Genomic DNA, 15,281 nt, shown 5'->3' with positions numbered 1-15,281 from the left:
AAAAAATTATAATTCATTGTTATAATTTAACCATAGCATTCAAATTTTTATCTCCTGTTAAAACATTTCTTATCAAAATTACACAAAGAGGGAGGAGAGGTTATGTCCAAAAAGCTTAGGGTTTTTGCCACAATCATTTGTATTTTGTTTATCCTGTCAGGTGTTTTTGTGTATCCCTGGTCATCAACATCTGTGAAAGCGGCTTCAAGCAGCCAGAAAGTTAAAGTACTTACGTTTTTCTACGGTGACTCAAACGCAGATCCTCACCCGGATTTGTTCAGCACGCCGGTAGGCAAGGAATTAACAAAGCTTACGGGTGTAAGACTCAAGATTGAATACTTGGCAGGACAGGATGAAGCAACCAAAATAGGTCTTATGCTTGCATCAGGAGACCTGCCAGATTTAATTCACGGGCATCAGGAACATGGCAAGTTAATTGAAGCAGGTGTACTGGTTCCGCTGGATAATTACATTCAAAAGTATGGCAAGTATTGCAAGCAGATTTATAGTGCGAAGGATTTTAAGAGACTAAAACAAAAAGATGGGCACATCTATTTCCTGTCTCCATACAGAAATGAAATCACACCGGATTTGAAACCGGATGGGTTCTGGCTGCCGATAGACCTGCTTGAAAAAGCAAAGTGGCCAAAAGTTCGATATTGGGAGGATTATTTGCAACTTATTAGAAACTATGTAAAGCAAAATCCAACCATTGAAGGAAAGCCAACAATAGGATTCACATTTATAACAGAAAGCTGGAGATTCTTTACTCTGACAAACCCGCCGTCATACCTGATGGGTTATCAAAACGATGGTGATGTTATAGTTGACCAGAAGACATATCAGGCAAAGGTATATGCTACTCTGGATGGCTCCAAGCGATATTACAAAGATTTGAACAAATTATGGAAGGAAGGATTGATTGACAAAGAAGTATTTGTTCAAAACTATGACACATACCTTTCAAAGATTGCTCAGGGCAGAGTAGTAGGATTTTATGACCAGTGGTGGCAGTTTGGATATGATGCAGAAGCATCGCTCAAAAATGCCAAAAAATATAATAGAATGCACGTTTCGTTCCCTGTTGTTTACAAGGGTGTTCAGAGAGCAAGATATCTGATGATTCAGCCAATAGGGGCTCGAGATGGTATCAGTATTACCAAGAAGTGTAAAGATCCTGTTACTGCATTCAAGTTTTTAGATAGTCTTTGCTCGTTAGAAGCACAAAAGCTCATGTACTGGGGAATCAAAGGTGTTGACTACAGTGTTGACAAAAATGGAAAGATGTATTTAACAGACAAACAGAAAAAACAAAGAGAAGACTCGGTATATCGTAAAAAACAGGGTCTCGGTTACTGGTGGGTATTCCCGCATGCATACTTGAAGTTGCAGGATGGAAACTATAGAGAACCAGGATTTGACCCAGAGTATGTATATAAGAATTTCTCACCGGCTGAGAAGAAGGTTCTCGATGCTTATAAAGCAAAATACTTTATGCAGCCACCATTTACAGATCCACCACTTGAAACACCATACGGTTTTGCATGGGAGATCAACATCCCTGCAGATAGAAAAGATGTAACCATAGCAACACAAAAGATGAACGAGGTACAGAGAAAATACCTGCCGCAACTTGTAATGGCAAAGAGTGATAGTGATTTTGAGAGAATTTGGAAAGAATATGTTCAGGCATTTGAAAAGACAAACTACAAGGTATATGAGAAATTTAAGACAGAGATGATTCAATGGAGAGTAAAGAATTGGAACTAAGGATTTTAAAAAGTGATATATTAAAAGGGAAGGCCTTTTGGGTCTTCCCTATAATTTTTAATAGATAAAGAGGACCAATTTTTGAGAAAGGGAGTGTTGAAGCTGATAAGTAATATAAAACTTGATTTAGAAGCATTTTGGCAGGAAAATGAGTACTGCATCAAAAACTTTGACAAAAAAACCCGCATCCCAATTCATTTCTGGCTTGATGATCATTTTTTGTTTGAGCTGATTGGACCATTTTCTACTGTAAAGTACTACACTGACAGGACTTTTAGGCTTGCAATTCACAAAAAGGCAAATGACATACTGGAAAAAGAGCTGGGGAAAAGGTTTTATTCAGAAGAAGAATTAGAGCCACCTGAACCAGCAAGATTTGAGGTTGTTATGGGTTCTAAAGTGGTTATTTCAGAGGAGGGAACACCCTGGCTTGAGGCTGCAATCGATTCTTTGGATGAGGTTGGAGACTTTATTAAAAAACTTGAAAAAATTGAAATAAAAAATGTGGTAACTTCTGAGCTTATAGAGGCTAAAAATAGCTATGAACTTCAAACTGGTAAAAAACTAAGATGGGGTTCTATGACAAGATGACCAGCAACAATTGCAACAAGTTTGTTGGGTACAACAAACCTTTGTATTTTACTGATGGACCAACCGGACCTTATGAAAGAGTTTTTCAAAATCCTGGGGGCAAAACTTGTTGAGTACATAAAACTTTTGAGAAGCTGTTGTGATGTTGAATACAACGGGATAGCAATTAATGATGATAACTGCTTTTTGTTTTCACCTGAGCTTTATGAGAGATACTGTGCACCTGTAATGGAAAATTTGTTTAAAAAATTTGCACCGGAAAAAACAGACACAAGATACCAGCATTTGGATAGCAATATGCAGCATTTAATTCCTATACTGAACGAACTTGGTGTAAATGCAGTTAACTTTGGACCGGAAATTCATCCTGCTACAATAAGAAAACTTATGCCGGATGCACGAATCTATAAACAGATGCCACCTTTTGTATTGCGAAATGGTACAAAAGAAAAGATAATTGAAATTGTAAAAAGGGATATGGATATATTAAAAGCTGATGGTAACTTTGTTGAAACTCCTGCTGGTTCGGTTGCTTCTGGCACTCCGCTAAAAAATATTAGAATTTACATGTGGGCTGTGCAAGAATATGGTAAATTGTAAACTTATATATATCAATTTTATGGGGTAAATATGTTAGATTTTGAGGGTTGTTTTTAAGCAAATACTATGTAAAATGAACAATAGAGAATGATATAAAAATATCCTCAAAAAATCAATTGGAGGGAGGCTTTTAAAAGTGAGATTATACAAAAGGATATCTTTGGCGGTTTTAGTGGTGTTTGTGATTGCAATCCTGCTGGGCAGCTTTGCACCTGTGAAGTCAAACAAAGCTGAAGCTGCATCCAAAAAGGTTGTAACCTTCACAATGTTCAGTGCTGACGCTACTGTTCAGTACCATCCTGACATTTTCAGCACTGCGATAGGTCAGGAAATTGCCAAAAAAACTGGTGTGAGACTCAAGATTGAGCACTTTGTGGGAATGGACCAGGCAACAAAAGTATCATTGATGCTTGCATCAGGTGACCTGCCAGACCTTGTATATGGAAGCGGTGAGCACAAGCAATTTATTCAAAACAAGGTTTTGGTTCCTCTTGAAGGGTACATTCAAAAATATGGTACATGGACAAAAAAGGCATATTCCGAAGCAGATCTCAAAAAACTTCGCCAGGCAGACGGTCACATTTATTTCCTGAGCTACTCAAGAGGAGAAGTATCTCCAAGTGCAAGTGGTGAAGGTTTGTGGATAATGATCGATATGCTCAAGAAAAATAACTGGCCAAGGCTCAAATACTGGGAAGACCTGGTTCCGATGCTGAGAGATTATGTTAAGAAGTATCCAAAGTACAAAGGTATGCCGGTTATTGGTATGTCAGCAATTACAGAAGGTGCAAGATTCTATGTTATCCAGGACCCGGCAACAGGATTAAATGGACTTATTGCAGACACCGTTCAATTTGATCCAAAGACATATACAGCATCCTATGATCCTGCGGGTATTGGAATGTACAAGGCATACAGGGCACTCAATCAGCTGTGGAATGAAGGTCTGTTTGATAAAGAAGCATTTGTACAAACATATGACCAGTGGCAGGCAAAGGTAGCCCAGGGTAGAGTTGTTACATCGTGGGGTAGATCATGGCACTACAACAATGCATTCAATACACTGAGAAAAAATGGTGAAGATGATAGAATCCTTGTTCCGTTTGGAATAGTTTTCAAGGGAGTTAAGAAATCCAGATATATAATGCTTTCATCAATTGGTACACGTGATGGTGTAAGTATAACCAAGAAATGCAAAGACCCTGTTACTGCTTTCAAGTTCCTGGATTCTCTCCTTAATCCAGATATTCAAAAACTCATGTTCTGGGGTATAAAAGGAAAAGACTATCTTGTTGACAATAAAGGCAAGATGTACAGAACACAGGCTATGATTGACAAGGCAAGAGACCCGGTATATCAAAAGCAAGAAGGACTTGGATACTGGAATATTTATCCAAGATGGCAATTAAAACTTCCGGATGGCAACTATGTAAAACCTGAGCTTGATCCGGATATTGCATACATGCAGTGGGCACCTGCACAAAAACAGGTACTTGATGCTTACAAAGCAAAGACATTTGTGGAGCCACCATTTGCTGATGAGCCTGAAATGCCAAAATGGGGATTTGCATGGGAGATCAATGTTCCACCAGAAAAGCAAAAGGATATTCAAGTTCCACTTAACATTGCAAATGACCTGGCAAGAAAATACATTCCACTTTTAATCATGGCACCAAAGGGTAAATATGATGAAGTATGGAATAAATACAAAGCAGAAGTAAGACAAAAGATAAATGCAAAGGTTATAGCTGACTTCTATACAGAAGAGCTGAGAAAACGTATGGAAGATTGGTACGGAATTAAGATTAAATAAAGTATAAATAATGGTCGATTAAAAGAAGGGGAGAGGCAAAAATTCTCTCCCCTTCTTTAAAAATCTTTCAAGAAATTTCAATAATATTTGACTGTTGAAGGTTTAAAAAGGAGGTAAATAACATTGGAATCAGCAATCTATTACACATCTAAAAAGACTTTCTGGCAAAAAGTGAAAGAACAAAAAGAATTGGTGTTTATGATATTTCCTTTTGTTTTGTATGTGATCTTATTCCACTATATACCACTCTGGTGGTGGGTAATTGCATTTAAAGAATACAGACCATATGACGGTGTTTGGGGTTCACAGTGGGTTGGTTTACAACAATTTAGAGATTTATTTTCTGATTCCGGTTTTTGGCTTGCCATGAGAAACACTATTGTTATAAGCTTTTTAAAGCTGGTGACATCTTTTGCGGCTGCTATAACACTTGCTCTGATGTTGAATGAAGTAAAAAATATGCTATTTAAGCGAACCATTCAGACAATTTCCTACCTTCCTCACTTTGTATCCTGGGTTGTTGCAGCCAGCATAGTAATAGGAGCTCTTGCTCCAGAGTCTGGTGTTGTAAACCAGGTTTTAATGGCGCTGAAGATAATCAAACAGCCGGTTGTATGGATGGGTGAAGGGCATTATTTCTGGTGGATATTGGCAATATCAAATGTCTGGAAAGAAACGGGATGGAATGCTATTGTTTATTTGGCTGCGATGACAAGTATTGATCCGGAACTTTATGATGCTGCGAGTGTTGATGGCTGTGGAAGGCTTCAAAAGATAAGATATGTAACCCTGCCCGGGATAGCACCTACCATTAGTATGCTTTTGATATTAAATGTTGGCTGGCTTTTGAACGCAGGATTTGAACAGGTACTTTTGCTGAGAAATCCTCTTGTTCAAGACTATGCTCAAATTCTTGACACATATGTTCTTGACTATGGTATTACGATGTACAGATATTCATATGCAACAGCTGCAGGTATGTTCAAGAGTATAGTAAGTATTCTGCTTGTGCTTTTTGCCAACAAGGTGGCTCAAAAACTAAATGCATCCACTGTTGTATAAAGTATCTGCCAAAGAGGTAATTAATAGGGGGTATATGGTAAATGCTTAGAAAAAAAACAGCCGAAGATATAATAGTTGATTTAATAGTTTATGTAAGTTTGGTTTTTGTTGGTATTGTAACTTTATATCCTTTTGTAAACGTGCTTGCAGTGTCTTTCAATGATGCTCTTGATACGGTAAGAGGTGGTATTTATATCTGGCCAAGAAAGTGGACATTGAAAAATTATGAGATTATTCTTACCAACCCGCAGATTTATAATGCTACATTTGTGTCAATTGCAAGAACTGTGTTGGGTACTGTTCTGGGTATTATTTGTACAATGTTTGTTGCATATCCTCTATCAAGAAAAGATTTTGTCTTAAGAAGACCTTTTTCTGCGATAATGGTTTTAACAATGTACTTTGGAGCAGGATTGATACCAACCTATCTTCTCTACAGAAGTTTACATCTTTTGAATACATTCTCGGTATATATAATTCCGGCGCTTCTGGGAATGTTCAATGTGGTTGTTGTCAGAAGTTATATTGAATCATTACCGTCAAGCCTTATAGAATCTGCTAAAATCGACGGTGCGAGTGAGTTTAGGATACTATGGCAGATAATCTTTCCTCTTACTCTGCCAGCAGTAGCAACAATTGCACTTTTTATAGGTGTTGGACACTGGAATTCGTGGTTTGATGTATACATCTTTAACTCACAAAGACCTGACCTCAGCACTCTGCAGTATGAGCTACAAAAGATTTTAGCATCTGTAAGCATGCAGGTTGGAAGAAACCCTGATTATCAGATGGGGGCTATGGCTGAGACACAGCAGGTAACACCAACATCGGTTAGAGCAAGTATGACAATTGTTGCAACTGCACCTATTATAATGGTATACCCATTTTTGCAAAGGTACTTTGTAAAAGGGCTAACTCTTGGTAGTGTCAAGGGTGAATAAAAAATTTAATAAAAGTTTTTGGCTAAATAGAAAAAGTGGGTGGTTATGCCCACTTTTTCATTCAATAATCTTTTGCAATGTGATATAATTTTTTTAGAAATAAATCAAAAATTATTGAACGGTGAAAATTGTGAATTTCCGAAAATATTGGGATGATTTTAAAAATGCATTTTACAATAAAATAGATGCCCTGTCAGTTAGAAAAAAGTTACTGCTTGTCTATGTTCTGTGTGTTCTCATTCCCACATTGGTCACACACTTTATTTTTACATTATTTATTGTAAAAAATTTACAGCAACAAAAGGAAAGTCAGATAAAAAGTGTATTTAATATTTTAAATGCGGGTATCAAAAAGGTTGTGGAAGAGGCAATAATTTATTCAAATACGCTGTATACTGATGACTTATTAAACGACATGCTTGATGTGGATTATAAAGGATTGGAAGATTTTTATCAGAGCTATGAAGAGTATTTGAGAAATAGAATATACCAGGGAAGAAATGTGTATTCAAATATAGCAAAAGTAACCATATATACCAATAATCCAACTGTAATTAATAGCGATGGATACAAGAAAATAAGCCGGGATGATAAAAAATGGGTAGAGACAGTTTTGAAAAACACCCGGGGTATTGTTGTAATGCCAACAGTCGAACCAGGTGTAAATGGAGAAGAAGGATATATATCGCTTTTCAGGAACTTAAATCAGTTTGAACAAAGAAGCACATCGAGAGGTAATAATAGCAGGTATTTGAAGATAGCAAAGATTGATATGTATCTGTCGAGTTTTTTTAACTCGATAAACTTTGAAATTTTTGGCGGTGAACTTTATCTTCTTGATGCATCCGGGAGAATAATTGCTGCTCATACCAGTAATAACAGCATATTTGCAAAACCATTTATTAAGTTTGAAAAGGATAAGTTTGTGCCAAAGGATGCCTATGTATTTGAGGAAAGAATAGAGTATGATTTATTGTCTGGCTGGAAATTGGTCGGTGTATTTTCAAAAGCATACATGCTTGGTGAGATTTACAAGGCAATTGAGTATATTCTATTTATTTCTATTTTGAGTTTGCTTTTTGCAACAATGCTTATTCGAATGATAACTTCGTCATTATCTACAAGGTTGGAGCTTTTGACAAGACATATTAAGAAGATAAGGAGACAAAACTTTGAGGTGCTAAACTGCAGAGAAGGTAATGATGAAATTGGAAACGTTATCAAAGAGTTTAACAATATGACTTTGAAGCTGAAAGAATTGATAGAGAAGGAGATGCTATCAGAGATTCAGAGAAAAACACTGGAAATTGAAAAGAAACAGGCAGAGATAAATGCATTGCAAAGTCAGATAAATCCGCATTTTCTTTTTAACACCCTGGATTCAATTAGAATGAGATCTGTTTTGAAAAATGAATATGAAACTGCGGAAATAATCAAATACTTAACACGAACTCTCAGAAGACTTATTTATTGGGGAAATGATATAACCACTGTTGAAGAAGAGATAGGTTTTGTTGAGGATTTTTTGAAGATACAGAAATACAGGTTTGGGGAAAAGCTGAGATATAAGATATATGTTGATGAAGCAGCTAGAAATTGCCTGATTCCCAAAATGACAATTCAACCTCTTGTGGAAAATGCATGTGTTCATGGAATTGAAGAAATAGAAGGTGATGGTGAGATTCTAATTGAAGTAAAAAAAGAAAATGCTTTTCTTGTTATCAGGGTGGAGGACAATGGAATTGGCATGGATGAGAGAAAACTCAAAGAGCTTTACGAAAACATGAACAGCCAGTCATATGAGACAAGTATCGGGCTTAAGAATGTATACAGAAGGCTTATGCTGTACTACAATAATGCGGTTGATTTTGAAATACATAGCAATTTTCAGGCAGGGACAAGGGTTGTTATAAGAATTCCATTGGAACTTCCTGCGTTTGTGTACAAAATTTAAAGAGTTGAGGGTGTTAAAAATGTTAAAAGTTTTACTGGTTGAAGATGAGGTTTATATGCGAAAAGGGATTATCAAATTAATAGACTGGAAAAAACATGGGTTTGATATGATAGTTGAGGCGAGCAATGGTCAGGAAGCTCTGGAGATACTAAAAAAAGAAAAGGTAGATGTGGTTATAACAGACATAAAGATGCCTGTTATGGATGGCATTGAATTAATTAAGAGAATTTCGGAGGAAATAGAAAATAAGCCTTCTGTAGTAATAATAAGTGGATACAATGAATTTGAATTTGCCAAAGCTGCTATAAGATATGGCGTAAATGATTATTTACTAAAACCTATTGATGAGGTGGAACTTATCCAGACACTTGAGCGTATAAAGACAAGAATATTAAATGAAAGAGAGTTTGACAGGCGAAAAAGTCTGTATGAGTATTTAAAAAGAAATTCAAAATTTTTGAGAATAATTGAGTTCAATGAAAATCAGAATATAATTGATATATCAGATGATAAAACATTCAGATGGGTTGGAATAGGCAAAAAAGAAGACTTACAGTATTACGAAGATGATTTAACCGTTTGCGAAAACCTTCTTGATATTGAAAGAGAAGTAAATACAAGATTTGCCAGTAAAGGTGTTGGGTTTAAATGTTTTTGGGATAGTTTTTTTAATGTAATTGTAATTGCCGAAACAGAGTTCAGAAATAGGAAAAATCAAATTGTTCAAGCATTTGAATTTATATTAAACAAATTGAATTTGCAATCCATGGTTTATGATGAATTCAAAAACAGTAATGACTTGAATGGATTTTACAGATACCTTCTTAAAAAGCTCAGTTTTGCCCAATTTTACGAAAAAAGTGGGATAATTGAAGCAAATCAAATAGGAGATTTTGAGGTTTATATTGAAGACAAGAAATTTGGCAGTGAGATTATAAAACTGATTGAAGAGAGAAAGATAGACCAGATTAAAAATAAACTGCTGCAGTTTTTTGATGAATGTCAGAAAAAGAAGATTTCTCCTGAGATTATCAGAGGCTTTATCATACTTACGTTGCTTGAAATTATCGATTACTTTGAGATTTATCAGCTATTAGAGGAAGATGGCTTGAAGATTATTCTGAGAAGCAACTTACAAAAGAGTAAATTTATTGAGAAGGTAATGGAGATATTGCTTCAGGTTGAAGAGTATATCACACAATCAACAAAGTTTAATAGTTCAAGCTTTATGAAAAAGGTTGAACTTTTTATAAGAGAAAACTACAATAAAGATATTACTATAAAAAGCATTGCACAGCAGTTCTATATCAATCCAATATACTTGGGCCGGATGTTTAAAAAATACTTTAACATGCCATTTAACAAATATTTGCACATGCTGAGGATTGAGCAGGCTAAAAAGCTTCTTCTGAAAACCGACAAGAAGATTTATGAAATTGCAAAAGAAGTAGGTTACAATGATACTGATTATTTTGCGTTAAAGTTTGAGGAATTTGTGGGCAAAAGCCCATCTAAATATAGAAATTCACTCACAGAGGAGGTCAATTTTTGAGCTTTTAAATAGAAGATAAGATAGAAAAAGGTTTGTCTTATCCTAAATAGAAATCGTTTTCAAAAAATTTTTAATTTGAAAGCTTAATCTGAGAATTGAACAGGGAGGAAAAGAATATATGAAGTTGAATCAAAGGAAAGACAAAAATACACAGTACACTATGTGCTGGCTTGATTACAAAAGGTGCGAGGATGAAAATTACATAAACAAAGTCCTACCATTTATTTCTAACATCTACATAGTGGAAAACAATTATTATATTCGCAACGCAGCCCTGGAATTAAAAGAAGGACTCAGAAGTGTTTTTGGAATTGACCCTATCATTCAGACAAATTCCTATCCGGATTTTAAACAAGGTACGGTTATAGGAAAGCTGGGAAATGATGTAATGGAAAGATTTATTTCAAAAACTGAAAGAGATAAAGTAGCAGATGAAGGTTTTTTGATAAAGTCTGTAACAAATGATAGTAAAAGTATTATCGTTCTTGCTGCAAAATCTGAGAGTGGAATAATTTATGGGGTATTTGAGCTTATTAATAGACTGAGATTGAAAAGTGATTTGAGTAGCTTAAATATCATAGAAAATCCAAAAGCAGCTTTGAGAATAATAAACCACTGGGATAATATGGATGGGAGTATTGAAAGAGGGTATGCGGGAGACTCCATCTTTTTTTCAAATGGTAGGATAAAAAAGTCATTAAAGCGCATAAAAGACTATGCAAGACTTCTTGCATCAACTGGCATTAACGGGATTGTAATAAACAATGTTAATGTACGGGGAAAAGCTGTGTGGCTGATAACACCCAAGTTTTTGCCTCAGCTTTCAGAAATTGCAGAGATTTTTAGATTGTATGGTATAAAGCTGTATCTTAGCATAAACTTTGCAAGCCCAATTTATATTGGAGGACTTTCAACTGCAGACCCTCTTGACCCCGGTGTAATTAGATGGTGGCAGGATACTGTGAAGATGATTTATACATATATACCTGACTTTGGTGGCTTTTTGGTAAAGGCTGATTCTGAATTCAATCCTGGTCCGTATGTATATGGAAGAAGTCATGCAGATGGTGCTAACATGCTGGCAAAAGCACTTTTGCCATATGGTGGGATTGTTATCTGGCGTGCTTTTGTTTACAACTGCCTTCAGGACTGGCGGGACACAAAGACTGACAGGGCAAAGGCTGCTTACGACAATTTTAAGCCTCTTGACGGTAAATTTCTTGACAATGTGGTGCTTCAGATAAAGTATGGTCCCATGGACTTTCAGGTAAGGGAGCCCGTATCTCCACTTTTTGGCGGTATGGAAAAGACAAATCAGATGATAGAGTTTCAAATAACACAGGAGTATACAGGTCAGCAAATTCATCTTTGCTATTTGGGTACTTTATGGAAGGAGATTTTGGAGTTTGATACTTACTGCAAGGGTGAAGGTTCATATGTCAAGAGAATAGTGGATGGAAGTCTATTTGGAAGGAAGTATTGTGGGTTTGCGGGTGTGTCGAACATAGGTAACAGTATAAACTGGACAGGTCATGATCTTGCCCAGGCAAACCTGTGGACGTTTGGGAGACTTGCCTGGGATCCAGATAGATCGGTTGAGGATATTGCAAAAGAGTGGATTTTGCTAACATTTGGGGATGACAAAAAGGTTTTAGAAAATATTCTCTGGATGCTTTTAAATTCTCATAGAATCTATGAAAAGTACACAACACCGCTTGGGCTGGGGTGGATGGTAAATCCCGGTCACCACTATGGTCCAAATCCAGAAGGATACGAGTATTCGAAGTGGGGCACATACCACAGAGCAGATACAAAGGCAATTGGTGTTGACAGAACATCAAAAGGTACAGGATATACCCTGCAATACCATTCGCACTGGCAGGAAATCTTTGACGATATGGAAAAATGTCCTGAAGAACTTTTGCTATTTTTCCACAGAGTGCCATATACTCACAGATTGAAATCAGGCAAAACGCTCATTCAGTTCATGTATGATTCGCACTTTGAAGGTGCTGATGAGGTGGACGTGCTTATCCAAAAGTGGGAAGAGCTAAAAGGTAAGATAGATGAGAATATCTTCAATAGAGTCTCTGAGCGGCTAAAGATGCAAAAAGAACATGCAATTGAGTGGCGAGATGTTATCAATACTTACTTTTACAGAAAAACAGGTATTCCTGATGAGAAAGGAAGAGTTATATATCCATAAAATAGAAACTCAAACTTTTATAGAAAGATGAGGTGCCCAAAATGCTAAAGTTAAATAAAGAAAGTCTTGCACATAAAGATTTGTGGCAAAAGATTCAAATTGAGACACCAAAGTTTGATATGGAAGATGTTATAAAAAACACACTTAAAAATCCCACATGTCTTCACTTTGGGGCAGGGAATATCTTCAGAGGGTACATTGCAGCACTTTGGCAGGATTTGTTAGAAAAAGGCGAGGTTCAGACAGGGATTATTGCAGCAGAGCTATTTGACTATGAAATTATAGATAGAATCTACAAACCATATGATAATCTTTGTTTGGTTGTCACAGCAGATGCAAAAGGAAATCTGCAAAAAAGAGTAATTGCAAGTATTACTGAAGCACTAAAGTGCGACCCTGATTTTAAAGATGATTGGACAAGGCTTTGTGAAATTTTCAAAAGTGCAACTTTGCAAATGGTGACATTTACTATTACAGAAAAGGGATACAATATTTTTGATCTGGAAGGTAAATATCTGCCACAGGTAAGAGAGGACATAGAAAACGGACCAGAAAAGCCTAAAAGTAGTATGGGGAAGGTTGCCTCACTTTTGTATGTAAGGTACAGAAATGGTAAGCACCCGATTGCAGTTGTTAGCCTTGACAACTGCTCAAGAAATGGTGAGAGGCTTTATAGTTCAATCATTCAAATAGCAAAAGAGTGGGCAAAAAACAAATTAGTAGAAGAAGGATTTGTTGAATATCTCAGCAATCCTTCTTCAGTTAGTTTTCCATGGAGCATGATAGACAAGATTGTTCCAAGACCTTCTGAGAGCATAAAAGAACTGCTTGAAAAAGACCGATTGGAGAAAATGGATATAATCTGTACATCCAAAAACACGTATATAGCGCCTTTTGTCAATACAGAAAAGTCTCAGTATCTTGTGATTGAAGACAGCTTTCCAAATGGCAGACCGCCTCTTGAGAAGGCAGGAGTTTATTTTGCAGACAGGCAGACGGTTGAAAACTCAGAGCGAATGAAGGTGCAGACCTGTCTCAATCCGCTACACACTGCTTTGGCGATATTTGGGTGTCTTCTTGGTTACAGGACAATCTATGAAGAGGTAAAAGACCGGTGTCTAAAGAAACTTATCGAGAAAATAGGATACGAAGAGGGATTGCCTGTTGTGGTTGACCCCGGGATAATTGACCCGAAAGAATATCTTAAAGAGGTAATTGAGGAGAGGTTTCCCAACCCGTATATACCGGATACACCGCAGAGAATAGCAACAGACACATCTCAGAAGATGCCGGTGAGATTTGGTGAGACAATAAAGGCGTACAGCGAAAGTCCAAATTTGGATGTAAGAAGTTTAAAGTTCATACCGCTTGTGATAGCAGGGTGGCTGAGATACCTTTTGTGTGTAGATGACAGTGGCAAGCCTTTTGAGCCAAGTCCCGACCCCCTTTTGGATGAGCTTAGAAAATATATCAGCGGGATTGAGCTTGGCAGGGAGGTAGAAAATTTAGATCAGAAGCTAAAACCCATATTATCAAACCAGACGCTCTTTAGAGTAAATCTTTTTGAGGTTGGTCTGGCAGAAAAGGTTATTGGTTATTTTAAAGAGATGATAGAAGGTGCTGGTGCTGTAAGGAAGACACTTGAGAAATGTTGGATGCAATTAAACAAAAAGGAAAGGAGTCGAATGGGAAAATGGGTTTTAAAATGACATTCAGGTGGTTTGGACCAAATGACGATAGCATTCCACTTGAGTATATTCGTCAGATTCCAGGAATATATGGTGTTGTAACTGCTCTTTTTGACATTCCGGTGGGTGAGGTTTGGCCGGAGGAGAAAATATTGGAACTTAAAAAGATGGTGGAGGACGCAGGGCTCAAGTTTGAAGTGATAGAAAGTGTAAACGTTCATGAGGATATAAAGCTTGGACTTCCAACAAGAGACAGGTATATAGAAAACTACAAACAGACCATAAGAAACTTAGCAAAAGCAGGTATAAAGGTTATATGTTACAACTTCATGCCTGTGTTTGACTGGCTGAGAACAGACCTTGCTAAAAAGCTTTCTGATGGTTCAGAGGTTATGGAATACAATCATGAGATGCTAAAGAATCTCACACCGGATGAACTTGTAAAGAGCATGGAGAGTGGCTCAAGGGGATTTTCACTTCCGGGCTGGGAAAGCTACAGGCTAAGACAGCTGCAAAATCTTTTTGAGCTGTACAAAGAAGTTGATGAAGAGAAGCTTCTTCAAAATTTAATCTACTTTTTGGAAAACATAATTCCTGTTTGTGAAGAGTGCGATGTTAGGATGGCAATTCATCCTGATGACCCGCCATGGTCACTATTTGGACTTCCAAGAATTGTAACAAATAAAGAGAACATAGAAAGATTTCTAAAGGCTGTTGACAGTCCGTACAATGGTCTTACGCTCTGTACAGGTTCACTCGGTGCAAACAGGGAGAACAATATTCCAGAGCTTATAAGATATTTTGGCAAAATGGGCAGGATTCACTTTATGCATGTGAGAAATATTAAATTTACAGGTGAGAGGTCTTTTTATGAGACATCACACCTGTCAGCAGATGGCTCGTTTGACATGTTTGAGATAATGAAGGCGATATATGATATAGGATTTGAAGGGTATTTGCGACCTGACCATGGAAGAATGATTTGGGGAGAAAAGGGAAGACCTGGCTATGGGCTTTATGACAGGGCACTTGGAGTTGCATATCTAAATGGTCTCTGGGAAGCTATAGAGAAGATGTCAAAACGGTAAAGATTAAAGACTCAAA

At 36.9% G+C, this 15,281-nt stretch carries 11 protein-coding genes; all 11 read left to right on the top strand.

The features are described from left to right. Positions 1-102 precede the first annotated feature (102 nt). The 11 genes from OTK00_RS08685 to uxuA all read left to right on the top strand — a co-directional run bounded on the left by OTK00_RS08685 (position 103) and on the right by uxuA (position 15,265). Positions 103-1,770 carry an ABC transporter substrate-binding protein gene (locus tag OTK00_RS08685; RefSeq protein WP_045169893.1) on the top strand — a complete coding sequence of 556 codons (1,668 nt, stop codon included), beginning with the start codon at positions 103-105 and terminating at the stop codon, positions 1,768-1,770. Between the two features lie 81 nt (positions 1,771-1,851). Next, positions 1,852-2,361 carry a hypothetical protein gene (locus OTK00_RS08680; protein WP_241765514.1) on the top strand — a complete coding sequence of 170 codons (510 nt, stop codon included), beginning with the start codon at positions 1,852-1,854 and terminating at the stop codon, positions 2,359-2,361. 9 nt (positions 2,362-2,370) lie between these two features. Next, a complete protein-coding gene (locus OTK00_RS08675) occupies positions 2,371-2,961 on the top strand; it encodes a uroporphyrinogen decarboxylase family protein (RefSeq protein ID WP_268760853.1) in 591 nt (196 codons plus the stop codon). 136 nt (positions 2,962-3,097) lie between these two features. Next, positions 3,098-4,774 carry an ABC transporter substrate-binding protein gene (locus OTK00_RS08670; protein WP_045169892.1) on the top strand — a complete coding sequence of 559 codons (1,677 nt, stop codon included), beginning with the start codon at positions 3,098-3,100 and terminating at the stop codon, positions 4,772-4,774. Between the two features lie 123 nt (positions 4,775-4,897). Then, the gene (locus tag OTK00_RS08665) at positions 4,898-5,836 is read left to right on the top strand and encodes an ABC transporter permease (protein ID WP_045169891.1); all 939 of its coding nucleotides are present in this window, start codon (positions 4,898-4,900) and stop codon (positions 5,834-5,836) included. A gap of 41 nt (positions 5,837-5,877) precedes the next feature. After that, on the top strand, positions 5,878-6,777 hold the full coding sequence (locus OTK00_RS08660) for a carbohydrate ABC transporter permease (RefSeq protein ID WP_045169890.1): 900 nt from the start codon (positions 5,878-5,880) through the stop codon (positions 6,775-6,777). A gap of 130 nt (positions 6,778-6,907) precedes the next feature. Beyond that, the gene (locus tag OTK00_RS08655) at positions 6,908-8,731 is read left to right on the top strand and encodes a sensor histidine kinase (RefSeq protein ID WP_241765512.1); all 1,824 of its coding nucleotides are present in this window, start codon (positions 6,908-6,910) and stop codon (positions 8,729-8,731) included. 19 nt (positions 8,732-8,750) lie between these two features. Next, the gene (locus OTK00_RS08650; RefSeq protein ID WP_045169888.1) at positions 8,751-10,283 is read left to right on the top strand and encodes a response regulator; all 1,533 of its coding nucleotides are present in this window, start codon (positions 8,751-8,753) and stop codon (positions 10,281-10,283) included. A 118-nt stretch (positions 10,284-10,401) separates the two neighbouring features. Beyond that, positions 10,402-12,489, top strand: coding sequence for an alpha-glucuronidase family glycosyl hydrolase (locus OTK00_RS08645; protein ID WP_045169887.1), 2,088 nt, complete (start codon positions 10,402-10,404; stop codon positions 12,487-12,489). Positions 12,490-12,530: 41 nt separating this feature from the next. Next, entirely contained in the window at positions 12,531-14,198 is a 1,668-nt protein-coding gene (locus OTK00_RS08640) for a mannitol dehydrogenase family protein (protein ID WP_045169886.1), read from the top strand. Then, positions 14,183-15,265, top strand: coding sequence for a mannonate dehydratase (uxuA, locus tag OTK00_RS08635; protein WP_045169885.1), 1,083 nt, complete (start codon positions 14,183-14,185; stop codon positions 15,263-15,265). The genes OTK00_RS08640 and uxuA overlap by 16 nt, the downstream gene beginning before the upstream one ends. The last annotated feature ends 16 nt before the right edge of the window (positions 15,266-15,281 follow it).

It is taken from the genome of Caldicellulosiruptor morganii, assembly GCF_026810225.1.
In the GTDB taxonomy this organism is placed as follows: Bacteria; Bacillota; Thermoanaerobacteria; order Caldicellulosiruptorales; family Caldicellulosiruptoraceae; genus Caldicellulosiruptor; species Caldicellulosiruptor morganii.
Note: the sequence above shows the minus strand (reverse complement) of the source record. Positions and strands in the feature narration are given on the sequence as shown.

Excerpts from the sequence above, each read along its gene's own strand:
- OTK00_RS08685 (WP_045169893.1), top strand. The coding sequence starts at position 103 with ATGTCCAAAAAGCTTAGGGTTTTTGCCACAATCATTTGTATTTTGTTT.
- OTK00_RS08660 (WP_045169890.1), top strand. The coding sequence starts at position 5,878 with ATGCTTAGAAAAAAAACAGCCGAAGATATAATAGTTGATTTAATAGTT.
- OTK00_RS08650 (WP_045169888.1), top strand. The coding sequence starts at position 8,751 with ATGTTAAAAGTTTTACTGGTTGAAGATGAGGTTTATATGCGAAAAGGG.
- OTK00_RS08645 (WP_045169887.1), top strand. The coding sequence starts at position 10,402 with ATGAAGTTGAATCAAAGGAAAGACAAAAATACACAGTACACTATGTGC.
- OTK00_RS08640 (WP_045169886.1), top strand. The coding sequence starts at position 12,531 with ATGCTAAAGTTAAATAAAGAAAGTCTTGCACATAAAGATTTGTGGCAA.
- uxuA (WP_045169885.1), top strand. The coding sequence starts at position 14,183 with ATGGGTTTTAAAATGACATTCAGGTGGTTTGGACCAAATGACGATAGC.